29 protein-coding genes and 1 other RNA gene are annotated in these 22917 nt (G+C 68.2%); 11 read left to right on the forward strand and 19 right to left on the reverse strand.

All coding sequences use genetic code 11. The annotated features are described in order from the left end of the window. The first annotated feature begins 87 nt into the window (after nt 1-87). The 3 genes from Aut01nite_RS20960 to Aut01nite_RS20970 are packed head-to-tail and all read left to right on the forward strand — an operon-like array spanning nt 88 to nt 1308. On the forward strand, nt 88-834 hold the full coding sequence (locus Aut01nite_RS20960) for a DUF2637 domain-containing protein (protein WP_043525401.1): 747 nt from the start codon (nt 88-90) through the stop codon (nt 832-834). Between the two features lie 58 nt (nt 835-892). Further along, nucleotides 893-1156 (forward strand): hypothetical protein, encoded by a 264-nt coding sequence (locus tag Aut01nite_RS20965; protein WP_043525403.1) that lies wholly within the window; start codon nt 893-895, stop codon nt 1154-1156. Next, nucleotides 1153-1308: a hypothetical protein gene (locus Aut01nite_RS20970; RefSeq protein ID WP_161790642.1), complete on the forward strand. Its 156-nt coding sequence runs from the start codon at nt 1153-1155 to the stop codon at nt 1306-1308. The genes Aut01nite_RS20965 and Aut01nite_RS20970 overlap by 4 nt, the downstream gene beginning before the upstream one ends. A 91-nt stretch (nt 1309-1399) precedes the next feature. Here Aut01nite_RS20970 and Aut01nite_RS20975 read toward each other — a convergent pair whose 3' ends face one another. From Aut01nite_RS20975 to Aut01nite_RS21045, 15 genes are all read right to left on the reverse strand, one after another. Further along, entirely contained in the window at nt 1400-2536 is a 1137-nt protein-coding gene (locus tag Aut01nite_RS20975) for a tyrosine-type recombinase/integrase (RefSeq protein ID WP_052163759.1), read from the reverse strand. Between the two features lie 101 nt (nt 2537-2637). Then, entirely contained in the window at nt 2638-2823 is a 186-nt protein-coding gene (locus Aut01nite_RS20980) for a helix-turn-helix transcriptional regulator (RefSeq protein ID WP_043525404.1), read from the reverse strand. Nucleotides 2824-2858: 35 nt separating this feature from the next. Further along, nucleotides 2859-4589, reverse strand: a complete 1731-nt coding sequence (locus tag Aut01nite_RS20985) for a replication initiator (protein ID WP_043525406.1) — start codon at nt 4587-4589, stop codon at nt 2859-2861. Next, entirely contained in the window at nt 4586-5665 is a 1080-nt protein-coding gene (locus tag Aut01nite_RS43645; protein ID WP_236642715.1) for a DNA cytosine methyltransferase, read from the reverse strand. Before Aut01nite_RS43645 ends, Aut01nite_RS20985 begins: the two co-directional genes overlap by 4 nt. Before the next feature lie 11 nt (nt 5666-5676). Continuing rightward, the gene (locus Aut01nite_RS20995; protein WP_043525408.1) at nt 5677-5865 is read right to left on the reverse strand and encodes a hypothetical protein; all 189 of its coding nucleotides are present in this window, start codon (nt 5863-5865) and stop codon (nt 5677-5679) included. After that, the gene (locus tag Aut01nite_RS21000; protein ID WP_043525409.1) at nt 5862-6095 is read right to left on the reverse strand and encodes a hypothetical protein; all 234 of its coding nucleotides are present in this window, start codon (nt 6093-6095) and stop codon (nt 5862-5864) included. Before Aut01nite_RS21000 ends, Aut01nite_RS20995 begins: the two co-directional genes overlap by 4 nt. Continuing rightward, entirely contained in the window at nt 6092-6739 is a 648-nt protein-coding gene (locus Aut01nite_RS43650) for a hypothetical protein (RefSeq protein ID WP_373871525.1), read from the reverse strand. The genes Aut01nite_RS21000 and Aut01nite_RS43650 overlap by 4 nt, the downstream gene beginning before the upstream one ends. Before the next feature lie 277 nt (nt 6740-7016). Then, nucleotides 7017-7226 carry a hypothetical protein gene (locus Aut01nite_RS21010; RefSeq protein ID WP_043525412.1) on the reverse strand — a complete coding sequence of 70 codons (210 nt, stop codon included), beginning with the start codon at nt 7224-7226 and terminating at the stop codon, nt 7017-7019. Nucleotides 7227-7331: 105 nt separating this feature from the next. Then, the gene (locus Aut01nite_RS21015) at nt 7332-7805 is read right to left on the reverse strand and encodes a hypothetical protein (protein WP_043525413.1); all 474 of its coding nucleotides are present in this window, start codon (nt 7803-7805) and stop codon (nt 7332-7334) included. Between the two features lie 11 nt (nt 7806-7816). After that, nucleotides 7817-8017: a hypothetical protein gene (locus Aut01nite_RS21020; protein ID WP_043525414.1), complete on the reverse strand. Its 201-nt coding sequence runs from the start codon at nt 8015-8017 to the stop codon at nt 7817-7819. A 1-nt stretch (nt 8018) separates the two neighbouring features. Next, on the reverse strand, nt 8019-9416 hold the full coding sequence (locus Aut01nite_RS21025; protein WP_043525415.1) for a P-loop NTPase family protein: 1398 nt from the start codon (nt 9414-9416) through the stop codon (nt 8019-8021). 335 nt (nt 9417-9751) lie between these two features. Next, nucleotides 9752-9964 (reverse strand): hypothetical protein, encoded by a 213-nt coding sequence (locus Aut01nite_RS21030; RefSeq protein ID WP_043525416.1) that lies wholly within the window; start codon nt 9962-9964, stop codon nt 9752-9754. Continuing rightward, nucleotides 9961-10305, reverse strand: coding sequence for a hypothetical protein (locus Aut01nite_RS21035; RefSeq protein WP_043525417.1), 345 nt, complete (start codon nt 10303-10305; stop codon nt 9961-9963). The genes Aut01nite_RS21030 and Aut01nite_RS21035 overlap by 4 nt, the downstream gene beginning before the upstream one ends. A 416-nt stretch (nt 10306-10721) precedes the next feature. Next, complete coding sequence (locus Aut01nite_RS21040; protein WP_152628720.1) at nt 10722-11045, reverse strand: hypothetical protein; 324 nt, start codon at nt 11043-11045, stop codon at nt 10722-10724. Between the two features lie 29 nt (nt 11046-11074). Then, complete coding sequence (locus Aut01nite_RS21045) at nt 11075-11497, reverse strand: hypothetical protein (RefSeq protein ID WP_043525420.1); 423 nt, start codon at nt 11495-11497, stop codon at nt 11075-11077. A gap of 159 nt (nt 11498-11656) precedes the next feature. On the opposite strand from Aut01nite_RS21045, the gene Aut01nite_RS21050 reads away from it, so the two are divergent. Next, the gene (locus Aut01nite_RS21050; protein WP_083999015.1) at nt 11657-12439 is read left to right on the forward strand and encodes a GntR family transcriptional regulator; all 783 of its coding nucleotides are present in this window, start codon (nt 11657-11659) and stop codon (nt 12437-12439) included. Further along, the gene (locus Aut01nite_RS21055) at nt 12436-13134 is read left to right on the forward strand and encodes an HIT family protein (RefSeq protein WP_201775517.1); all 699 of its coding nucleotides are present in this window, start codon (nt 12436-12438) and stop codon (nt 13132-13134) included. The genes Aut01nite_RS21050 and Aut01nite_RS21055 overlap by 4 nt, the downstream gene beginning before the upstream one ends. Before the next feature lie 461 nt (nt 13135-13595). On the opposite strand, the gene Aut01nite_RS21060 is transcribed toward Aut01nite_RS21055, so the two are convergent. Together Aut01nite_RS21060 and rnpB are read right to left on the reverse strand one after the other, a co-directional pair. Then, nucleotides 13596-14762 carry a hypothetical protein gene (locus Aut01nite_RS21060; RefSeq protein ID WP_152628721.1) on the reverse strand — a complete coding sequence of 389 codons (1167 nt, stop codon included), beginning with the start codon at nt 14760-14762 and terminating at the stop codon, nt 13596-13598. A 331-nt stretch (nt 14763-15093) separates the two neighbouring features. Next, nucleotides 15094-15492: RNase P RNA component class A (gene rnpB, locus Aut01nite_RS21065), an RNA gene on the reverse strand. 337 nt (nt 15493-15829) lie between these two features. Here rnpB and Aut01nite_RS21070 point away from each other — a divergent pair. After that, a complete protein-coding gene (locus Aut01nite_RS21070; protein ID WP_043525421.1) occupies nt 15830-16597 on the forward strand; it encodes a sulfite exporter TauE/SafE family protein in 768 nt (255 codons plus the stop codon). Between the two features lie 243 nt (nt 16598-16840). On the opposite strand, the gene Aut01nite_RS21075 is transcribed toward Aut01nite_RS21070, so the two are convergent. Continuing rightward, nucleotides 16841-17230 carry a toll/interleukin-1 receptor domain-containing protein gene (locus Aut01nite_RS21075; RefSeq protein ID WP_043525422.1) on the reverse strand — a complete coding sequence of 130 codons (390 nt, stop codon included), beginning with the start codon at nt 17228-17230 and terminating at the stop codon, nt 16841-16843. 204 nt (nt 17231-17434) lie between these two features. Between Aut01nite_RS21075 and Aut01nite_RS21080 the strand changes: the two genes are divergently transcribed. The 4 genes from Aut01nite_RS21080 (at nt 17435) to Aut01nite_RS21095 (ending at nt 20768) form a co-directional block, all read left to right on the forward strand. Continuing rightward, on the forward strand, nt 17435-18493 hold the full coding sequence (locus Aut01nite_RS21080) for a type I glyceraldehyde-3-phosphate dehydrogenase (protein ID WP_043525423.1): 1059 nt from the start codon (nt 17435-17437) through the stop codon (nt 18491-18493). 64 nt (nt 18494-18557) lie between these two features. Next, nucleotides 18558-19454: a threonine/serine dehydratase gene (locus Aut01nite_RS21085; protein ID WP_043525424.1), complete on the forward strand. Its 897-nt coding sequence runs from the start codon at nt 18558-18560 to the stop codon at nt 19452-19454. Nucleotides 19455-19507: 53 nt separating this feature from the next. After that, entirely contained in the window at nt 19508-20116 is a 609-nt protein-coding gene (locus Aut01nite_RS21090; RefSeq protein WP_043525425.1) for a GTP cyclohydrolase II, read from the forward strand. A gap of 67 nt (nt 20117-20183) precedes the next feature. After that, a complete protein-coding gene (locus Aut01nite_RS21095; RefSeq protein WP_236642716.1) occupies nt 20184-20768 on the forward strand; it encodes a M15 family metallopeptidase in 585 nt (194 codons plus the stop codon). Nucleotides 20769-20809: 41 nt separating this feature from the next. Here the strand turns inward: Aut01nite_RS21095 and Aut01nite_RS21100 are convergent, their stop codons facing one another. After that, the gene (locus Aut01nite_RS21100) at nt 20810-21607 is read right to left on the reverse strand and encodes a class I SAM-dependent methyltransferase (protein ID WP_043525427.1); all 798 of its coding nucleotides are present in this window, start codon (nt 21605-21607) and stop codon (nt 20810-20812) included. 102 nt (nt 21608-21709) lie between these two features. Between Aut01nite_RS21100 and Aut01nite_RS21105 the strand changes: the two genes are divergently transcribed. After that, complete coding sequence (locus tag Aut01nite_RS21105; RefSeq protein ID WP_043525428.1) at nt 21710-22735, forward strand: aspartate-semialdehyde dehydrogenase; 1026 nt, start codon at nt 21710-21712, stop codon at nt 22733-22735. The last annotated feature ends 182 nt before the right edge of the window (nt 22736-22917 follow it).

The following is a 22917-nucleotide window of genomic DNA, read 5'->3' on the forward strand; positions in this document are numbered from 1 at the left end:
TGCCGTGGGTTTCCGCGGTGCGCCAGCACGCCGTACCGATCGCGGCGTGTCGTCACAGCCGGCCGCGACACCCGGAGGAGCTCGGCGTTGCAGACCCCGACCCTGACGCAACAGTTCGCCACCGAGTACGCCAAGGGCGCGGTGCCCGGCATGCTCAGGGCCATCCGGATGATCAAACGCGCCAACAACCTGATCCTCATCGGCGCGCTGGCCGCCAGCTACCTGCACCAGGCCCACTACCTGGCCACCCTCGGCGCCGGAATGTTCGCCTGGATCGTCCCGGCCGTCTTCGACCTGGCCATGCTCTCCATGCTGACGATCACCCAGACCACCGGCATGGCCGCCGACGCCCGCCGCGCCGCCATGAAGATCCTCTCCATCGTGGTGGTCATCTCCGCCGCCGTGAACTTCGCCGCCCCCGGACCGCTCGGCCTGCGCATCATCTTCGCCCTGGTCGTCGGCCTGGTCGCCGGCGTCGAATGGGTCGCCGCCAAGATCCGCCCCGACTTCGCCGCCATCGAGGCACGCGAAGTCGAAGTGATCACCGAGGTCCGCCCCAACCGCAAACTCGACCCCGAAGTCGCCAAAGCCCGCGCCGCCAAGGCCGCCGCCACCCGCCGTGCCAAACAGGAAGCCGCCACCGAAGCCGCCAAAGCCGCCGAGGAAGCCGCCCGCGCCCGAGCCGCCCGCGCCGCCGAACGCGCCCGCGCCCGCGCCGAGAAGGAAGCCGAAGCCCTCGGCCACGCCGAGATCGACCGCTTCCTCACCGGCAGCCGCAACGACTTCGAGAACGCCGGCGCCCACCGCGCCCCCGAGGCCCGCCTCAGCGCCTGACCCGATCGCTCCAACGTCCCCGTACCGCTGTCGGACGCGGTGGAGCGGGGCTAGGGTTATGAGTCTCTGCCTGGTGAAGGTGACCGCCGACCTGGCACGGCGGATCGAGGCGGACCCGGATCTGCTGGAGCAGCTCTGGAACTCCGAGGACGACGAGCCGGACCCCGAGATCGCGGCGATCGACCGGGAGCGGGACACCCTGTTCGAGGACTTCCTGGACGTCTCGCGAGAGGCGGAGCGGTTCCCGTGGATGAAGAAGGCTCTGGAAGGGGTCGGGCCCGAGATCGACTTCGACTACGGGTACGGCAACGCTTCGTCGTGACGGCCGCGGAGGCGGCCGAGATCGCGGACGGTCTGGTGGGTGAAGGTTGGTGGCAGCCGGGCCAGGAGATCAAGCTGATCCCCGAGGCCATCGCCGCGTTCTACCGGGCCGCTGCCGACGAGGGCCGCACCGTGATCGGCGGCGTCTCCTGACGGCAGCCGTCAGCGCGAGACGGTGTCCCGGTGTGCGGGCGGCGGACGAGCCGGCCTGTACGCCGGATTCTGTTGAATACATGCCGTCTGATCAGGCGTTCTGTTGGTCATTTTGACCCTGGGGCCATGGCGGGGCCATCAGGAGGCCGATCATGTGGTCGAGCGCGGTCCGGGCGCGGCCCTGGCTGGACTGCATCAGGTGGGTGTAGACGCGCAACGTGAACGCCGGATCGGAGTGGCCGAGCCATTCGGAGATCGCGCGGATGTTCTCGCCGGCGTCCAGCAGCGTGGAGGCGAACAGGTGCCGCAGGGCGTGCATGCCGTTGGCCCGAGTTCGCTCCAGGCCGGCGGCGGTGATGGCCGGGTGCCAAGACAGCTTGTTGAACGTGGTCCGGTTGAGCGCACCGCGGCGCCCGGTGGTGAAGACCAGGTTCACGGTGACCGGCTCGCCGCGCATCGGGTCCTCCCATGGAAGGGTGACCGGGACCGGCTCGAACTCCGCGATGTGGGCTTTGATCTCGCGGGCCACCGAGGCGGGCAGCAGGGTCTGCCGTTCCTTGTCGTTCTTCGGAAGGCCGAACACTAGCCGGGACCGGACCCGCTTGACCTGACGGCGGATGGTCAGCCAGCCGCCGTCGAAGTTGAAGTCCTCGGGGGCAACGCCGAAGATCTCACCCTGCCGGGCGCCGCAGCCACCACCGAGATCCACCGTGCAGCGGTATCGGGGGAGGAGGGCGGCCCGGATCGCGGCCACGGTCGGCGGCGTCCAGGGAACGACCTTGCGGGGTATCGGCTGTGGCTGAGTGACCGACTTCGCCGAACAGGGGTTCTTCGCGATCAGCCGGTCGTCGACGGCCGCGGTAAAGATCGCGCTGAGGTGGGAGAAGCACACCGAGCGGGTGGCGACGGCGAGCACTCCGACCAGGCTGGAATCCCACTCGCGGACATCACTAGGCCGGATCGTGTTGACGGCACGGCCCCGGAAGAACGGGATGATGTGCTTCCGGACCCGGATCTCCGTGGATTCCCGGCTCGACTCGTCGAACTGGTGAGTTCGCAGCCAGCTCTCGGCGAACTCGTCGAACCGCTTCTTGCCGGCGTTGGGGTCGATGAACTCACCGCGCTGCTTGTCCGACTCGACACTGATCAGGAACTGTTCAGCGGCCCGCTTCTGCCGATCGGGAAACGACTTGCTCAGCGGTTCGCCGTCCGGACCTTCGTACCGCACCCGATACCGGTGACCGACTCCGAAGCGGGGCTTTTTGATCCTCTCGGTCCCGCCATCAGGCTTCGTGACAGTCCGCCACCAGCGGTCTTCGATCGATCCCATCAGGCCGCCTCCTGGTTCCGGAACCACGCGCGGACGGCAGCAGAGTCGTAACGCAGATGGCGGCCAACCCGGCCGGCTGGTGGCCCGTAATGGCGCTTGCGCCAGGCGTAGAGCGTGCCTTTCTCTACGCGGAGGAACGCGGCGGCTTCCTCGATGGTCCACAGTTCATCCGGGCCGGCGGCCATTGTTTTCGTGCCGGGGACCGCTGTCAGGTGCTTGGTCATGTCGCCTCCTCTGCCGTGTCGTCGGTTGCCGAAAGATCCGCGGCGGCGAGCTGGGCGGCCCGGTCCTGTGCGGCGAGCAGGGAGGCCCGCCACTGGGCACGGTGGGAGAGGGCACGGAGCAGACGGTGACCGAGTGGCGCCAGGTCGGCGTCCTGCGGTTTGGCCATCTCCCAGGCGTAGACAGTCTCGGGCTCCTCGGAGCCGCTGGTTTCGGCGTATTCGGCATCGGCAGTGACACCGAGGAGGGCGCGGACCCAGGCGCGGGTGTCGGCGCGGTGGTCGGCGAGGGTCTTGCCGGACCAGTCGCGAGACACGAGGATGCGCCGGCCACCGATACCGAGGGTGGCGCGCTGGTGGGTCTTGCCCTTGCAGCGGCCGGGCTGGAGACGGCTGTGGGCCTTCTTCGGCTGGATGCCGTACAGCAGCCAGTTCGCGCACCGCTCGTTGCACGGGGTGATCCTCAGGGCGTGCCAGAGCCGGTCCAGGTGCTCGCGCTGCCGGTCGGTGTCCGGGCGGTGGCAGTCGGCGGCGGACTTGGTGACGTACTTGGTGATGTAGCCGATCGTGCGGGCGGCGTGTTCGGTGCCGGGCATCACGCCCTGAGCGTCGACCTGGCGACCGAAGCGGATCACGTGGGCGGGTTCGGCGTCCTCGTCGTCGTCGATCAGGGCGAGCGCGTCGTCCCACGTGGGCAGTGGCTGGCGGGTGTCGGGATCGAGCCAGCCGCCGTTGTCGGGGGCGAAGACCGGCGCCCGGTCGGGGGTGTAGACGAGGTCGCGGGCCGGCGGCCACCACACCTGGTGGTAGGTGGCGGCGGCGACCTGGCGCAGCACCTCACGAGGGATGGTGCCGCGGATGGCGAAGTGGGCGTGCGGGGCCAACCGCTTCTGAGGTTCGACGCATCCGGCGTACTGGACGTTCCAGCCGACACAGCGGCGCAGGTTCTGCCAGAACCGGTCCAGCAGGCGGGGGAAGTGCACCGCATCCCACGCGGCCCGCCGGTAGTCGTATGTACGGGGATCGACGGGGGTGCCGTCGGTGCGGACCCGGCCGTAGGTGTCCAAGGTCACGGTCAGCCACATGGACGGCTGGTATTCGCGGCCGTCGGGGGCGGTGTAGACGCGGCCCACCGTGCGGGATTCGACCTTCTTGCGGGGAAGATCCGGGGTGTCCTGGCGGCGGCGGGTGGACCGGTGTCGGCGCTTGCCCGCGGTGGGGTCCTCGTCGTCGTGGGGCGGGGCGACGGCACCGCGGAGACCTTCGGCGGCGATCTTCTCTTCCACCTCGCCGATGGCCTGATCCACGTCTGCCACGCGGCCCCAGTCGGCGGCGCGCACGGCGGTGTCGCGTTCGGCTTCCAGGTGGGCGCGGAACTCGATCAGCGCGCGTTGGGTGTCGGTGGCCGGGGCGGGGCCGGGCAGCGGTTCGGCGTTGCGGTGCCACCCCTCGCGGATCTGGGTCTGTCGCAACCGGCGGGCACGTTTGGCGCACGGCCCGCACACGTCCTCACGGGTGGACCCACACGGGATGTCGATCAGCTCTGTCTGGCCGGTGGTCAGGTCGGTGCGGCGCAGCGCGACCGGACGCAGGCACACGCCGTACTCGGCGCACATCTCCTTGAGGACCGTGACCGACATGGGCAGGCCGAGGCGGGCGGCACGCGAGCCCGGCCGGGGCTCCTCCGACGGTGTGGCGGGGTCCAGGCCGGGCAACGTTGGCGCGGTCACGCAGCGGTTCCTTCCATCGCGTCGAACAGGTCGAATTGGACCGGGCGGGCGGTGGACTCGCCGAGTAGGAGCCGCAGCGCTCGGGCTGCTGCTTGGGGCACGACGCCGTTGCCGAGGATCCGCAGCGCGTCGGCGCGTTTGGTGATCACGTCGGTGACGTGGCCGAGCGGGAGGCCCATCAGCCATTCGACGAAGACGGGCGACAGGTGCCGGCGTCCGCGGGTGGTGATGGTGGGTTCGGGAGCGGGCCGGCCGAGGACGTGTTCCCACCGACGGATAGCGGCGGTGTAGGCGCCCCACCGGTCGGCGTGTGCCACGTCCGCGAGGGTCCATCCGTCAACGTTGGTCGTGAGCTTCGGAGCCCGACGGTGAGCAGTAGCGTTGCGGCCCCAGTGCGTGGCGGTGGGCGTTGGCAGGAGCCGGTCGACCTGGTCGAGTGAGGGCCGGATCGGGCCGACACGACCGCCGGCGCCACCTCGGTTGTTGCCTGCGCGGGCCGTGGGCGGGCTGGGCAGCAGGGTCAGCCGGTCGGCATGCCGGGCAGGGTCGGCCCCGTCGCCGGCGAGGTGGGGCGGGGTTGCTTCCTGCGGCCACGCGACGGCGAAGAGCCGGTCCCGGTGGTGAGCGGCTCCGGCGTCACTGGCGCGTACGCAGCGCCAACGTCCCACGTACCCGAGGGCGGCCAGGGAGGCAACGACGGTGGGGAAGCCGCGGTTGAGGTGTCCCCGGACGTTTTCCAGGATGACGAGGCGGGGTCGAAGCGCGCGAATGGCCGCGTGCACGTCTGGCCAGCGGTTGCGGGGGTCATCGAAGCCCTTTCTGATGCCGGCGGCGGAGAACGGCTGGCACGGGTAGCCGGCCGCGACGATGTCGACGGGGTCGAGATCGGCCCAGCCGTCGGCAGCGGTGACGGCGGCGATGTCGCCGAGGTTGCGCACATTCGGCCAGTGCCGGGCGAGCACGGCGGCGGGGGCGGGATCGTATTCGCCGTGCCAGGCGTGATCGAGGGGGCCGAGGACGAGATCTGTCGCGAGTTCGAGGCCGCCATAGCCGGAGCACAGCGAGCCGATCCGCAAGGGTGTGGTGCTCATGTGGGCGGGGCTCCTTCCGTGGCGGGGTCGAGCAGGTCGCAGGTCAGGTAGAAGCGCACGTGTGCCAGGTTTCGGTGACTCGGGTACGGGCCGGCGAGCGTGGTGATTCGCAGACCGGCGGCGGCGTGGAGCCGGTCGACGGCGGCGGCGCACTCGGTGCGGGTGCCGATGAGCCGGATCTTCACGGCTCCACCTCCGTCACCGAGAAGAGCGTGAGTTGCCCGACCATCGGCTGATCGATCGGCGTGGAGGTGGGGTGGCCGACACGGGCGGCCCAGCGGCGCACGGCCGAGCGGTGCCGGTCGCAGGCAACGGCGCGGCGAAGTTCGGTGTCCACGGTTCCGGCCTCGATCTCGACGGTGGCGGGAACCGCGCATCCGTTGCGGGAGCAGTAGATCGGCAGCGGCGCGGTCACTGGGCACCTCCGGTGAAGGCGTGACCGTTGACCGACGGCGCGGTCGGCGGGAGGAACCCCGACGGAACCCGCGGGCCGGCGGGCGGCTCGTCAGGTGCGGTGTCAGGAGCAGCTGTGACCGCGGGCGGCGCCGGTGTCGCGATCTCAGCCGGTGTGGTCGGCGGGACGTTGACGGAGGCGGTAGCCGGAACGGTGATCGGCGCGGTGGCCGGAACGGCAGGCGACGCCGGAGCGGGCGGGATCGGCGGGGTGGTCGTGGTGCCGGAGAAGACCAGCTTCACCAGGGCCATGAACGCCAGCGCGGGTACCGCGGACAGCAGCCAGCCGGAGGGGCTGGGTTTGGCGACGGCGAGTTGCGCGGCCAGCGAGAGCGCGGCGGCGGCGATCAGCAGGCCGAGCGGGTAGCCGATCGGCTGACGGTTGCGCAGCCGGCGACGGATGGTCAGGAACGCGGCGACGGGGACGAGTTCGCTGATCACGGCGTTGACCCAGCCGAAGGCGTCCGGTGTCCCGGCGGGGGCGTGGCGCATCGTCCAGTCGTGGACATGGGTGAACGACGCCCAGCCGGCGGCGACAGCGACCACTGCAAGGATCACGGCGAGCGTGCCCGCTTCGAGCTGATCGGCCCGGATCTTCATTTTCATGACGTCACCTGGCCGGGCACCGTGGCGGACCAGCCACACACGTCACAGTCGAACCAGCCGCAGTACTGGCAGCACCCGGACCGGTCCTGGCCCGCGGTTGCCTTACCGAAGGTGTCTTCGCAGTACGAGTCACCGCACTGGCACGGTCCCAGGTCGGCAGCCTGATCCCGCAGGTCGGCGGCTTCCTCCGGGTCCATCACACGATCAGCACGCCGCAGCAGGTCCTCACGCGCCGCAGCACGAGCCTCTGCCGAGTCCCAACCACGACCGGTGCCCTTCATGCCGGCCACCCGAAGGCCTCGGCGTCCTCGGCGACCAGCTCGGCGTGCCGGGTCAGGGCGATCCCGAGGGCGTCGTCGGTGTCGGCGCCGGCGGTGCACCACGGGCACGGCTCGTCCGGGTTGTCGTGGCGGGTATCGAGGCAGATCGTGTGGACCGGGCGCAGCCGCAGCCGCGGGAGCCGGGCCGGGTCGGGGTTCGTGTACATCGCAGATCACTCCTGTCGTCGGGTGGTTCGGCCCAGGGATGTCGCTGGCGGCCACCGCACGCGGTCGGGCTGGAGGGAAGACCGGTCCGACCGCGGCGGAAGCGGTCAGCGGTGCCCGCAGCCGGAGCAGTGCAGGCCCATGCAGGCACCCGACCGGCGGCCAGCGCGGACGAGCAGCAGTAGGCCGGCGACGACGATCAGGAACCCGATCGCGGCGATCCCGGACCCGGAGGAGGTGGCGGCGGTGATGATCTGCTGAGCTGCGAGGTAGCCGCCGATCAGCAGGCCGGCGACGAGCGTGAGCACGGCGGCGGCGATGGCGACCGGCTTGACCCAGGGGCGGGACGAGGCCGGGAGCGGTGCGGGTGTGTAGGTCAGCGCGTTCTCGCGGACTCGGACGATCACGGTCACGCGGGGGTCGGTCGGGCCGACCTGGCAGGGGACCGAGGCGGAGACGAGCGCTCCGGAGTGCCGCAGCAGGCTCACGGTCGCGTCGATCTCGGACGGGGTGCCGGTGACCCGGCGGCGCAGGATGCCCGGCTGCTCGGGTTGGGTGGAGTGCTGGATGAGGACGGTCATGACAGGTCCCTTCAGGAGTGGTCGGAGCAGCCGGCGCAGTGATGGCCGGTGCACTTGGGTTTGCGGCGGGGGATGACCGCCGCGATCACGAGCAGCAGCACGCCGAGTCCGCCGAGCACGGCCGGGCCGTTGGCGATCAGGACCGGCACGATCAGGAAGCCCATGCCGGCCAGTGCGGTGCCCAGGAGCAGCAGGGCTAGGAGTAGGCGCATGTCAGGCCGCCTTCTCGCTGCTGGTGTGGCCGTCGCCGGGGCGGCGGGAGTCCAGGGGGATCACGTTGCGGGCGGTCTCGATGTACTGGACCAGTTCGCGGATGTCCTCGTTGCGGACGTAGCCGAGCCGGGCACGGACCACCGAGCGCGCGCCGTCTTCCAGGGAGAACAGGACACCGGGGGTCCGCTCGCTGATCTGGTGACAGGTCGCGCCGTACTTGACCGCGTCCTCGATCAAAGCCGCGTCGGTGTGGGACTCCGTCGGCAGCCGCATCGCGAGCCGGCGGGTGAACAGGTCCCGCAGCGTGAACGTGTCCTTCGTGGGTTCCTGGATCAGGAACACCACCGTGTAGCCGACCGCCCGGCCCTGAGTCAGCAGCAGCCCGAGCAGGTCATCAATCCTGCTGCGGATCGCGCGGGGCCAGTAGCGGGTCAGTGGGGCACCCTCGTCGACGTAGAGGACCGTCAGCGGCCGGCCAGGACGCGGGTAGAAGTCGCGTTCGTCGCCGTCGCGTTTGGCGTCCCGCTTCATGTCCGCCACGAGCCGTTCCAACAGGGCAACGGTCTCTTCCGGCTCTTGGGCGTAGTCGCCCTCGGCGAAAATCGTCGGTCGGCCTTGACTGAGTTCCTTGACCTTGGGGTCGATGCCGACGTTGCGGACCAGCCCGGCCGCGGTCGCAGGGGCGATGCCGCGCAGCAGGTTCCACTCCACGCTGGCCTTACCGGCGCCGATCGAGCCGGAGGCGCACAGGGTGCCACCGAGCAGGCTCACGTAGTAGGGATCACCGAACTCGTCGACGCCGATCGGGATCCGGCGGAAGTCGACCTCCGCCACGCTGGCCGGGATCGGGGTGGCCGGCACCAGTTCCTCCAGCGGATCCACCCTCATGAAGTTCAGGCCGTAGAGCTGCGGGGCGATCTCTCGGACGGTGGCCCGACGGGCACCGAACGCGGTGCGTAGCCGCTCGGTGGCGTCCTCGAAGTCGCGGAGTTCCTGACCGACCGCCGGGCGGATGATCAGGCGATCCCAGTAGCGGGTGGTGGAGACCTCCCGCAGACTCGGCAGGTGCACGTCGTCGCCGTCGTGGATGCCGAGTTCGCAGCGGGTGAGCACGGTGACCCACTGCCGCCGGTACGCCCACCAGCGACGCCACCAGGTACGCACCCACCGGCCCACGACCTTCTCGTAGGACGCGGCGTGTGCGGCCTTCCAGGTCGACGCGGCCACCAGCAGCAGGCCGGCCATCGAGGCGACCGCGACCCAGCCCAGGTAGAGCACCAGTGTGGACATGGCGGCTACGGCAGCGGTGGTCCGCGGGTGGCACACCACGATCACGAGCAGCCGCCACAACAGCCGGGCGAGCTGCTTGACCAGCCACACCAGGATCTTGCCGATCACGTCGAACAGGACAGAGCCCGCTGTTGGAAATTGCTTTGCCACCGTTCTCTCTCCTCTTCCCGCGATTCGTCTCTCGCCCTGTTTTTGGCAGCGGGGAGCCGCCGGAGATTTCGCCTTTCGGCTGCTCCCCGCTTAGCGGAATTGCCTTAAAGGTCCGTGGTCACATCCCGACCGGACACCCACTCGCGGGAGTCGTCGGGCCACTTGAGTTTGACCTTGTCGTCGGTGGCGTCGACCACTTTCGCCTGCCACCTGTTCGGGTCATCGAGTAGCCTGACCGGAAGATCGATCAGGTCAGTAAGCGGCCGGTGTTTCGTCATGACCGACCTCGGTTCCTAGCCGCGATAGCCGAGTTCGGCGCCGAGACGATCCATGTCCTCAGCCGCCCCCGCAAACTCGTTGATCTTCGACTGGACACCCGGCATAGGCTCCGTCGTGGCCAGGCCGGCCGCCATCTCAGGGTCCTCCTTGCTGGCGCCCTCGATCAGTCGGCGGATGGCCTCGACCTTCGCGTCGATCTCACCGATCCGTCCCCGCATGAGGCTCATGCCGCGTCCTCCGTCGTGTAGTAGATCTTCGCCTTGGCGAACGTGTCCCACTCCGTAGCAGCGGCGTACACCGCGCTCTCAGCCGTCCCGCACAGATCCAGGACCTCGTCCACCAGCGAGCAGAAGCGCCGCTCGTCGGCGTTCTTCGCCTTGCCCTGCCCGGCCCACGGGTTCCGCTCGTCCACGTGCAGGACCTGCTGACGCGCCGCGTGCAACGAGACCTGAAGAGCGAACATCGCCTTGGAGATCGCGTACCGGCGGGTCTTCATCATCCGCAGGTTGCGGTAGAACTTCGCCCGCTCGGCGTGCTCGACGCGTTTCTCGGCCACCCAGTTCGCCATAGCCGCCCGCGCCATTCCCTTACGAACCTGCTTCCGCGCCCGTTTCGGCGACAGGAAATTCGATTCCCGAACCGGCTTCGGAGGGGCCGACTTCACCGCACGCGGTCGGGGGGTGGTTGTTGCAGTTGCCATTAACCTTTCCCTCTCTGTAGAGCGACCTTCCGAGGATCAGGCCGCGCTTTTGCCCGCACGTTTGGCGGACCAAGATTCGGCACAGGTTTTGTGGACCGGGGTACCTTTCGGGCTCCGGCAGATCGCCGGCCTACCGCAGATCGAGCACGGAGCCGGATCACCGGCACCACCGGTCTTCGTCCAGTCCAAGAGGGGATCGGGCATGATAGGCCACGCCTTCCCGTGGAGGGCAGCGGGGCGGTCCGGCTTCCTACGGCATCAAGACCGCCCCGCGCCAGATCGAGTCAAGCCGCCGCCTGATCGGCCGAGACCAGCGACGACAGCTCCTCGGCGAGGCTCGCCGGCAAGGCCGGAACCGCACGGACCGTCTTGATCGGCTCACTGGCTCGCAGCACGATCCGCCAGCCGTGCCACACGATCGAGTAGTTGTGCTGGAAGTACCGGCTGCCCTGGAACTCGTCGATCTCCCGCTCTTCGCCGCCCAGGAACTTGCACCAGGCCGACGCCGACGACAGCAGATCGAAGCTGAGCGAGACGGACCCGCTGGTCGTGAAGTAGACCTCCTTCGGGACCGGCAGCTCCGAGGCTAGGGCCACATGGGCGTACATCGCCCGGATCGAAGCGCGCCGCGCGGCCATCAGGAAGCCGCCCTACGGGACCCGGCCTCGGCCAGAGTCTTCGGCGCCACCATGGCGGTCGCCCGGTAGGAGAACATCAGCTTCGGCCGACGGTTCGACTCCTTGCCGGGGTCGTCGATCCACGGCGTGACCATCAGACCCTCGAACTCGATCGGCTGGAACGGCCCGACCGGAGGAACCGGCTGGTGATCGGCCAGGATCTTGATGACGACCTCACGGGACTGCGCACCCAGCTCCGGGTCCGCGTCCATCACCCGGCACTGCCACACCCGCGAACCGGTCACCTTGTCGAACTGCGGCGTCCGAACCTTCGTCCGAGCGTCGTAGTCCTCCACCGGGGCCACCGAGTCGGGCACGAACACGCAGCCCGCCGGGAACACATCCTCGAACCGAACCTGGATCCGAGCGCCACCCTTGATCATGCTGACTCCTCTACGTCCATGCGCCCTGCTAGCGCTGCCAGTGCCGTTGCACTCGCCCGACCTCCCTAGGGAGGTGACTCAAGCATTGCCCCTCCCTAGGGAGGCTGTCAAGGGGTTCCGGGGAGACCTCTCTAGGGAGGATTGCCGTAGACTCGTAATATGGCTGGTACAGACGCTTCCGATCGCAGGCCGCTAAGTCGCCGGATTGCAGATGATTTGCGCGCGCAGATCGCGCGAGGCGACTTTACGCCCGGAGCGCCCTTGCCTTCTGAGCGTGAATTGATCGAGCTTTACAAGACGACCAAAGCGACGGCCAGCAAGGTCATCGGAATGCTAGTTGCTGAGGGTCTCGTGTACACCGAGTTCGGCCGCGGCACGTTCGTGCGTAGCCGGCCACCGCTTCGACGGATATCCGCGGCTCGACGCCACGCGGCCCACCGTGATGCCGGTAAGCCCGTATTCGATGTGCAGGCGATAGAACAAGGTCAAGTTCCGACGCGTGAGATCCTGTTCGTCGGTAGGGGAGCGGTTCCTTCTCATTCGGCGACGTGGCTGAGAGTTGCGACGGGCACAGAAGTTGTTATCCGGCGACGCTTGCAATTGCTCGACGGAGACCCGGCCGTCCTGTCGACCAGCTACTATCCACTATGGATTGCTGACGGGACACTCCTTGAGTCTCCCGACGCTATTCCTGAAGGTCCCGATGAGTTGATCGAGAAGCTTGGGCATCGATTCTCACATGGCATCGAGGTGTTCCGAGCAGAAATGCCGAGCCAGGAGGAAGCCCAGCTATTGAGGCTACGTCCTGGCATTCCTGTAGTGCACATGTGGGATGTGGACTACGACGAACAAGATCGACCTCTCCAGGTCGCGCATGACATCTATGCAGGTGATCGCCACGAGTTCTCCTACGAATGGAACGAGGAGGATATCCGAAGATGAGTTCCACATGGCCCCTTGACTGGGAAAAGCGCGTTGTCGGTACAGCATGCGAAATGTGCCAGGGGCGTAGTCCCGAAGTGGATGACTATGGAGTCCTAATCTACCGATCGCCGATAGTGGATGCGGTTCTACAACGTGCCCATATTCAACGCGGTTACACGCTGGTGATTTGGCGTGGGCGACACGTAATTGAGCCATTTGAGCTGAATGAAGATGAGGCTTCGCAATATTGGCTGGAAGTAGTTAAGGTTGGCAAGGTTCTAGCCGAGTTCTACAAACCGATAAAAATGAATTACGAAACCCTTGGAAACACAGTTCCTCACCTGCACACTCACCTTCTCCCGCGTTACGAAATCGATCCATCGCCGGGAAGGCCATTCCCGCTACTTCCTCAAGATGGAACCGAGAGGAAGATTAGCTCCGATATCTTGAATGAAGAGGCTAATAGGCTGCGGGAGTTGCTGGACTACGGCAGTGACAACGTCACGGGCGCGGTGATCCGGCGTCGCCGGGATGAGCTGGGACTGTCACAGGCTCAGGTTGCAGCGGCTGCGGGCGTAAGCACTAGGCAGATACGCCGCTACGAGGCAGGTGATCAGCAGCCTCTACTTTCCGTAGGCATCGCGATCGCTCGCGCGCTGCGAATGGATGTTCTGGAACTAGCTGGTGAGACGCCGAGCCGCCGCGATACCTGACGACCGTTGCCGAATTTAGCTGTACTAGATCAAGGCGCCGCCCACCCCGCGGCGCGCGGCCCGACCCGCGGCCGGCCGCGCCACCCCAGGGGGGCCCCACCCCGTCCGGCCGCGGTCCGGCCGCCGCAGTTGAAAAGGACCAGGGCGAAGCTCGGGTGCCTCCGGCGGGATCTACGACAGCGATGGGCGAAAGGCGAGTTCGCTGGCGCCAGGTCGATCGAGTGGTTACGGGTGAGGGTCCATCGCCGCCGTGAGCCAGGGCAAGCCGAGCACAGAGGCCCCCGCTGGTCAAGATCGTTCCTCCGGTTGGGGGCTGCATCTTGACCAGCGGGGGCCTCTGTGCCCCACGGTGTGCTGACTCACGGCGGCGATGGACCTGGTGGGGGTGCGGGGCGACAAGGGGGTTGCGGAGTTCGTCGGCTACCTCACTCGGTCATGCGTTCCCAAGCCCTAGGTCGCCATTATGCATTCTGTTGGGACTGGGCAGTAGGGGGATCGTTATTCGGTAGAATGGTTTTCACGGATTCGCGCAATTTCCGATCGTCTCTACTGCTCCTCCAGGTCGCCAAGTGGGTGATTGGCTCTGTGATATCCCTGCGTTCTAAGGCGGCGGCGCTTTCGCCAACCAGGGGAGAGTTGGAGACTATTAATAGGGGAACGTTCGGATATGTCGCGCGTATCCGCTTCACGCTTTTGATTAGCTCGGATTTTGTCTTCATTGCGCTGGTGCCGCGCAACCATTTGATAAGAACAAACGCCACGCGAGGCGGGCGCGACATTATGGCGTCGATTTCGGATTCGGCTTCGTATCCCCCTAAGATAACTCCTTCCTTCTTTGCAATTTCATTAAGAGCTGCCATGACCTCATATTCATAAACCAGGGCAGGGTTCCAAGGAATCTGCGGCGGATCAAAACCCTTGCTGGATAGATTATCGCGGAGGTCACGCGCCAGTGCGGCGACGCCGGGATCGAAGACCTTGAAGCTAACATTGGCTGCTTCGGTGGGCTCTTCGAGATTTTGCTCGGGATCATTGCTCTTCATTCCCGTACTGTCTCGGGGGTTCGCGTCCGACTTCCCGTTAGTCGAAGATCCGGAATCGGCGTCGTTTAGGGTGGCGGATTCTTCTCCCTGTTGCGAGTCGTCATTTTTAAGGTGTGAACCTTCGAACATGCTTAGAATGGAGCTAATCGCCTGCCCCTGCAGGCGATCTTTTTCTTTAGCGGTAACGCTTTTGTTGAGGGCGCTAAGCATAGATAGGGTGATGGTCGGCGGCAGCGGCGCGCGCTTTTCCTTCTCCACGACAGTCCGGTCATATACCCAAGTCAGGGTATCCCACCATCGTTCGTCTTCGTCTCGTCTTTTTGTGTGCTTAAGGGTGCGATGAGCGATTGTTGCTGCGATGACAGCTGCCGCTACGGCCATCACACCGCCGAAGCCGGCTGAGGTGAAGAACCGTTCCCAGAAATCCGGTCCGAAGTATCTCGATGGCTCCGCCTCGACGGAGGGGGCCGAAGGTGTTGGTAGTTGCGGGACTCCCAGGCGATGGAGTACTGACTCTGATACTGCCGCCGACACCGTAGTGAGAAAGTGGCACCCGTACATCGTCGGACCGTACAAGAGGGACATGGAGCCAGTACAGCAGTGAAGTACAGCAACACCGGACCGTGAGACCCTGGGCGAGGATCTCGAAGAGCCACGGAGCAGCGGAAACAACCGCATCCGATCAGGTCGCAGCTTATCGGTCGACTACGGGTCAGAGTCTCCGCTCGGCCGGCCGCAGTCAAGTCGTCACCGAGGCTTCCAACGAGGTCGTGACTGAGGTTCGTGGGGCCATCCTGGGGCCATGGGGCCATAGCGGGGCCATCGAATGTCGCCCAATGTTGCCCACCGTTGGCCATCAGCGCCTATATATAAGGCCAGGCCAACGCCGCCCCGGTGGTCGTGACCTTGAGGGCGGCGGACGAGCCGGCCTGTACGCCGGATTCTGTGGCCGGTGTGAGTCACCGGTGGCGGCCATCCATCTAGGCCTGCCGTTGCCGGCAGGCTCGAGCAGCCTACCCGCAGGCTCGGGCGAGCAGCCCTCGAACGCCTGCGCCGGCCGGTGCCTTGCGGCGCCGGCCTTGCTTGGCCTTGCTCCGGGTGGGGTTTACCGAGCCACCCCGGTCACCCGGGGTGCTGGTGAGCTCTTACCTCACCGTTTCACCCTTACCCTCCCCGAAGGGAGGGCGGTCTGTTTTCTGTGGCACTTTCCCGCGGGTCGCCCCGGGTTGCCGTTAACAACCACCCTGCTCTGCGGAGTCCGGACGTTCCTCGGCGACGCCCCGGAAGGCGTCGACGCGGCCGCCCAGCCGACTCGTCCGTCGCCCCGCAATCCTACGTGCCGCCCGGATCACCCACGCCGGGGCCGCCCATCCGGCCGGCGCTGGGCGAGGGACGGGGGCGCGCCGGTTCCGGTCGGCTGGTTCTCAGGGCTGACCCTGCCGGCCGATTGCGTGCCCGCCGGTTGTCGATCTTGCGCGGTTGTGGTGCATCGGTTCGCCCGAAACTCACTAGATCTCGCGCGTACGGGGTGGATCCGTCGCGGACGGGGTGGGAGGCGGTGGGGCGGGGAGATCGACGGGCTGGGGTGAGAGGCGGGGCGGTGGGGAGATCAACGGGCCGGGTGGGTGGGGAGGACGTAGATTCACGGGATCATGGATTTCTCGCACATCGTGTTGCTGGTCGTGGCGGGGGTGGCGGCGGGAGGCGTCAACGCCGTCGCCGGGGGTGGGTCGCTGATCACGTTCCCGAGCCTGATCGCGACCGGGTTGCCGTCGGTCGAGGCGAACGTCACCAATTCGGTCTCCGTCTTTCCCGGGTACGTGTCCAGTGTCTTCGGGAGCCGGGCCGATCTCGCGGGGCAGGGTGGCCGGGTCCGGGCGACGCTGCCGGCGGCGATGGTGGGGTCGGCGGCGGGGTGTGCGCTGCTGCTGCTCACGCCGGCCCGGGCGTTCGAGATCGTGGTGCCGTTCCTGGTGCTCGGGGCGGCGGGGACGCTGGCGTTCCAGGAACGGCTGCGCGGGCTGGTGGGACATCCGCGGGCGATGTCACCGCGGCGGGCTGCGGTGACGTTACAGCTGGTGGTCTTCCTGGGGGCGGTTTACGGCGGGTATTTCGGGGCTGCGCTCGGAGTGATGTACGTGGCGGCGCTCGCGTTGATCCTCGATGAGCCGCTGAAGCGGATCAACGCGATGAAGAACGTGCTGTCGGCCACGGTCGGGCTGGTGACGCTGGTGGTCTTCGCGGCGTTCGCGCGGGTCGAATGGGGTGCGGTGGCGGTTCTCGCGCCGGCGACCGTCGTGGGCGGGTACGTGGGGGCGCGTCTCGCCCGGCGCCTGCCGCAACGGGTTCTGAAACACCTCATCGTCACGTTCGGTACGGCCATCGGGCTCGTTCTCTTCTACCGCGCGTTCCTCGGCTGACGCTGGGTCATCGGCCGGCGGCCGGGCGGGGGGGGCGTGTCACTCCGAAGGGCGAATCTGCCGGCGGGCTGGGCCGGCTGACCGATCGCGGTCACGGCGTCTCGGTGGAGATCGTCGAGGACCACCATGCGGGACGATGGTCGCTGTCGGCCCCCGGGGGCCGGGTTCGACTCGCCGGGGCAGGGTGGCGGGGCCCGGGCGGGGCGGGGCGCGAGGACCGTACCGAATGATGGGTGTCGGGGTTCAGGCGAAGCCGGGAGCCGGTCGGCGGACGCCGCCGACCAGGGTGAGGAGGGTCTCCAGGGCGTCCTCCTCGTCGAGGCCGTGCAGGCTGCGGCAGGGGATCGCGCGCAGGGCCCGGGGCGCCTCGCAGATGTCCAGGCGGAGGGCCATCAAGCGGCCGGTCAGGGCGGGTGTGCGGATGATCAGCGCCCAGTCCTCGGCGGTGGCGCGATGCTCGCCGGAGAGCAGCAGGAGCACCGGGCCGGGGCTGCCGAGGCCGCCGGCGAGGCGGTGGGCGAAGGCGCGATCGGCGGGGTCGAGGCGGGTTTCGTGCCCGGCCGCGCGAAGCGATGTGTCGATCCATTGTGCCCAGGGTTCGTCGGCGGGCGAGTGGGAGACGAGGACCGGCACGTTTCCAGCATGCCGGACGGGCGTCCACTGTGCTCGTAGGGGTTCGACGATCGTCTCTGGGGCGGTGTGAGAATGTCGTGCGTTGACGTGCAAGTTGCACGACTCATAGTGTCGGAGTCGTGACGCCGGGTGGACCCTTGTGAGGCGGGGGAACCAAGTCACGGGGGAATTGCGGACAAAGCATCTCGAATCGAGGAGCGCTCGATGACTGTCGCGATCGGGATCAACGGGCTCGGGCGGATCGGCCGTAGCTTGACCCGGATCGTGGCCTCCGTGCCAAATCCCGGTGTGGAGATCGCCGCGGTGAACGACATCGCGTCGACCGACAAGCTGGCCTATGGCCTGCGCCGGGACAGCATCCGGGGATCATTCCCGGGCACGGTGGTCGCGCGGGGAGACCATCTGGTGGTGAACGACCACGCGATCCGGACATTCCACCACGAGCGACCGGAGCGGATACCGTGGGCCGATCACGGGGTCGACGTGGTCATCGAGGCCACCGGGCGGTTCCGGGCCGGCACCACGGCCCGTAAGCACATCACGCACGGTGGCGCGCGCAAGGTGGTGATCAGCGCCTCGGCTGACGACCCGGACGCGTTCCTGGTCGTCGGCGTCAATCATCTGAGCTACGACCCGGTGTCGCACGACGTCGTCTCGCCGGCCTCGTGCGGGGTCAACGCGCTGACCGTGATGGCCAAGGTGCTGCTCGACCGGTTCGGGTTACGGTCGGTCAACACCTCGGTGATGCTGGCGGCCCAGGGCTGGCAGCGGGTGCAGGACTCGGCGGTGGACACGTCGCGTGACGACCCACGGCTGGGCCGGGCCGTCGGCGACAGCATCATCCCGCACAACTACGTGGTCGGTGACCTGGTGCGGGTGGCGCTGCCGGAGATCGGGGAGATGCGGTACAGCTACTACTGCGTGCCGACGCCGGTGGGCTCGCTGGCCGAGCTGTCCGGGCAGACCGACCGTCCGGTGACCGTCGAGGAGGTCAACCGGGCGATGGCGGAGGCGGCGTCGGGGCCACTGCGCGGCATCCTGGCGTACGACCCGGACCCGACCGTGTCGATCGACGTGAAGAACAATCCGGCGTCCTGCCTCTTCGACCCGTCCGGCACGCAGGCCACCGCGGACGGCGGAATCAAGGTGCGCGGCTGGTTCGACAACGAGTGGGGCTTCTCCAACCGGCTGCTCGACCTGGCGCGTCTGGTGGGCGAACGTTTACCCGTCCCGTCCACCCGGATCAGCTGGAGTGTGGCCTAAGGGCTTATCCGGTGGCTCGCCTCGCACTTGGGCGATCCACCGGATAAGCCCTAGGCTCCGAACCATGATCGACTTGTCGGACGTGCGGGCGGCGGCGAAACGCATCGACGGACGGATCCGCCGTACGCCGGTGGTTCAGGCCGGGCCGGACCTGTGGTTCAAGCTCGAGTACCTCCAGCATGCGGGCTCGTTCAAGACGCGTGGCATGTTCAACCGGATCCTCAGCGCGGACGTGCCCGCCGCCGGGGTGGTCGCGGCGTCCGGGGGGAACGCGGGGCTGGCGGCCGCCTATGCGGCGCGCGAGCTCGGGGTGCCGGCCGAGGTGTTCGTGCCGGAGACGGCGCCCGCGGTGAAGGTGGCGAAACTCGGCAAACTCGGTGCGCGGGTCGTGCAGTCGGGGTCGGAGTACGCGGAGGCGTACACCGCCGCGATGAAGCGGGTCGAGGAGTCGGGGGCGCTGTTCTGTCACGCGTACGACGATCCGGCGATGGTCGCGGGCAACGGCACGATCGCGCTGGAGCTGGCGGAGTTCGACACGGTGCTGGTGGCGGTCGGCGGCGGCGGCCTGCTGGCCGGTCTGATCTCCGGAGACGTCCGGACCGTCGCGGTGGAGCCGGAAGGCGCATGTGCCCTCCATGCCGCGCTGGCAGCGGGCGAACCGGTCGACGTGCCGGTCGGTGGCGTCGCCGCCGACTCCCTCGGCGCCCGGCGCATCGGCGGCATCGCCTTCGAGATGGCGGTCGCGACCCGGGTCGGCTCGCTCCTCGTCACTGACGCGGCGATCGTCGACGCCCGCCGGAGACTGTGGGACGACTACCGGATCGTGGTCGAGCACGGCACCGCCGCCGCCTACGCCGCCCTGCTCTCCGGCGCCTACCGGCCCGAACCCGGCGAGAAGGTCGCCGTGCTGCTGTGCGGCGCCAACACCGATCCGTCGGATCTGAGCGTGGCCACCTCATGAACCGGCGCGTACGGTCGATCCGTACTTGAAGCGTCAAGTGCAGAGGAGAGGGCATGCCGGTTCGTACTCGCGTCACCGTTCCGCTGGAGTTCGCCGACGGGTTCCGCACGACCGCGGAGGTGATCACCTTCCACGGGCTGGCCGACGGCAAGGAGCACCTCGCGATCGCCCTCGGTGACGTGGCGGGCACCGAGGTGCCGCTGGTGCGGCTGCACTCCGAGTGCATGACCGGCGACGTCTTCGGCTCGCAGCGCTGCGACTGCGGCCCGCAGCTGCGCGAGGCCGTCGAGCGGATCGCCGAGACCGGTGGCTACCTGCTCTACCTGCGGCAGGAGGGTCGGGGCATCGGGCTGTACGCGAAGCTCGACGCCTACGCCCTGCAGGACCGCGGCATGGACACCTACGAGGCGAACCGGGCGCTCGGGCACGCCGACGACGAGCGGGACTACACCGCCGCCGCGCAGATGCTCACCGGGCTCGGCGCCGGTGTCGTCGACCTGCTCACCAACAACCCGGACAAGTCCCGCCAGCTGCGCGACCTGGGCGTCGAGGTGCGCGCGGTCCGGCCGACGGGGGTGCACGCGTCCCCGGCGAACGTGCGCTACCTGCAGGCCAAGGTGACCCACACCCAGCACACGATCGATCTGGCCCCGGCGTCCTGAGACTTTTTCCGGTAGCGGCTCAGTTTCCGGCCGTCCCGCCGAACGGGTAGGGGTGGGAATCGAGGGAGTGAATTCGCGCATCGCGGATATCCAGAGCCGGATCCTCGCGCTGCAGGGCCGGCAGGTCACCACCACCGGGCCGGCCTCGGCTCAGCGGGCGACACCTGCCCAGGGGAGTTTCGCCAGTCAGCTCCGCAGCGCGATGGCGGCCGGCCAGCCCCAGTCCGCGGACCAGACCTACAAACTCAACGGCAAGGGCGTTCCCGAAGATCTCGTCGCGTACGGCAACGGCAAGATCCCGGAGAACGCCCTGGCCAAAGTCGGCGACAGCAGGCACAAGCTGTGGGCGCCGGCCGCCGAGTCGCTGAACCGGATGATCGAGGACGCCAAACGGGACGGGGTCAAGATCGGCATCACCGACTCGTACCGTCCGTACACCGAGCAGGTCGATCTGGCCCGGCGCAAGGGCCTCTACTCACAGGGCGGGCTGGCGGCCAAGCCCGGCACCAGCGAACACGGCTGGGGCATGGCCACCGACCTGGACCTGAACGGGAAGGCGCTGTCCTGGATGCGCAAGAACGCGGGCAACTACGGGTTCGTGGAGAGTGTTCCCCGGGAGTCGTGGCACTGGTCGTTCCGCCCGAAGAGCTGAGTGCGGCCGTCGGACGCGCCCGGACCCGGCACGCTGAGAAGTCAGACGCGGCAGAGGATCTCGCCGTGCGGGATGATCAGCCAGCCGTCCTGGTCGTCAGCCCACCGGCGCCAGCCGGCCGAGATCCGCTCCAGGTCCGTCGCCGTCGCCGCCCCCGTGCGCAGCGCCGTCGCCGCCATCTCCGACCTGAGCACCCGCTCCTGCCACATCCCGCCCCACCACTCCCGGTCCGCCGCGTCGGCGAAGCACCACACGCTCGCCGTCGCCGTGACATCGGTGAACCCCGCCGCCCGCGCCCACGACAGCAGCCGCCGCCCGGCATCCGGCTCGCCGCCGTTGCCGCGGGCCACCCGCTGGTACAGATCCAGCCACTCGTCCAGCTCCGGCACCTGCGGGAACCAGGTGAACGCCGCATAGTCGCTGTCCCGCGCCGCGACCACACCGCCCGGCTTCGTGACCCGGCGCATCTCCCGCAGCGCCGCGACCGGATCGGCCACGTGCTGCAGCACCTGGTGAGCGTGCACGACATCGAACGTGCCGTCCGCGAACTCCAGCGCGTGCACATCACCGACCGCGAAGTCGACGGTGCTCAGCCCGCGTCGCGCGATCTCGGCGCGAGCCAGGTCGAGGGCCGCCCCCGTCTGTTCCACAGCGGTCACCCGCCCGGGCGCCACCAGCTCCGCCAGCTCGGCCGTGATGGTGCCGGGCCCGCATCCGACGTCCAGCAGTGAAAATCCGGAGGAAAGATGCGGCAGCAGGTAGGCCGCCGAATTCTCTGCGGTGCGCCAGCGGTGCGAGCGCAAGACCGACTCGTGATGGCCGTGGGTGTAGGTCGTCATGGGACTCACGCTAGGCCTGTTGTCCTCAAATGTGGGATCATGTTCCCACTATTTGAACAACGCGATTTCTTTCTTCGCTGATCAGCACGTACTTTGGTGCTCATGAGGATCGGTATCGTCGGTGCGACGGGACAGGTGGGCGGCGTCATGCGCCGCATCCTGGCCGAGCGCCAGTTCCCTGTGACCCAGCTCCGGCTCTTCGCCTCCGCGCGCAGCGCGGGCCGCACCATCCCGTGGGGTGAGGGCGAGGTGACCGTCGAGGACACCGCCACGGCCGATTACTCCGGCCTCGACATCGTGCTCTTCTCCGCCGGCAAGGGCGGCTCCAAGGAGTTCGCGCCCCGGTTCGCCGAGGCCGGCGCGGTGATCATCGACAACTCGTCGGCGTACCGGATGGACCCGGACGTCCCGCTCGTGGTCGCCGAGGTCAACCCGGACGCGGCCCGCGTCCGCCCCAAGGGCATCATCGCCAACCCGAACTGCACCACCATGGCCGCCATGCCGGTGCTGCGCCCGCTGCACGACGAGGCCGGCCTGGTCAGCTTCATCGCCACCACCTACCAGGCGGTCGGCGGCGCCGGACTCGCCGGTGTGGCCGAGCTCGACGAGCAGATCAAGAAGGTCGCGGACCGGGCCACCGAGCTCACCCACGACGGGTCCGCGGTCGAGTTCCCCGAGTCCAAGGTCTTCCCGAAACCGATCGCGTTCAACGTGATCCCGCAGGCCGGCTCGTTCGTCGACGACGGCAGCTTCGAGACCGACGAGGAGCAGAAGCTCCGCAACGAGAGCCGCAAGATCCTCGGCCTGCCCGAGCTGCTGGTCTCCGGCACCTGCGTGCGCGTGCCCGTCTTCACCGGCCACTCCATCCAGGTCAACGCCCGGTTCAGTCGCCCGCTCAGCCCCGCGCGGGCGCGGGAGGTCCTGGCCTCCGCGCCCGGCGTCGAGCTGTCCGACGTGCCCACCCCGCTGCAGGCCGCCGGCCGCGACCCCTCCTATGTGGGCCGCTTCCGGGTCGACTCCACCGCGGAGAACGGTCTGTCGTTCTTCGTCTCCAACGACAACCTCCGCAAGGGCGCCGCGCTCAACGCCGTCCAGATCGCCGAGCTGATCGCCGCCGAGCTGCGCTGACGCTCTCCCTGGAACGCCGCCCCGGTCACGGTCCGATCGGGGCGGCGTTTCCTGCTTCCCCGATACGTTTTCTGGTACGACCCATATCGCTCCCGCCGAATCGGGGCGTCCCGTGGCTGCCGCGCGAGGCGGTCCCGGCGCACGACCGAAACGCGCCGCACGGGCGAGGCGGTGGGTTGTTC

It is taken from the genome of Actinoplanes utahensis (genome assembly GCF_016862455.1).
Lineage (GTDB): Bacteria > Actinomycetota > Actinomycetes > Mycobacteriales > Micromonosporaceae > Actinoplanes > Actinoplanes utahensis.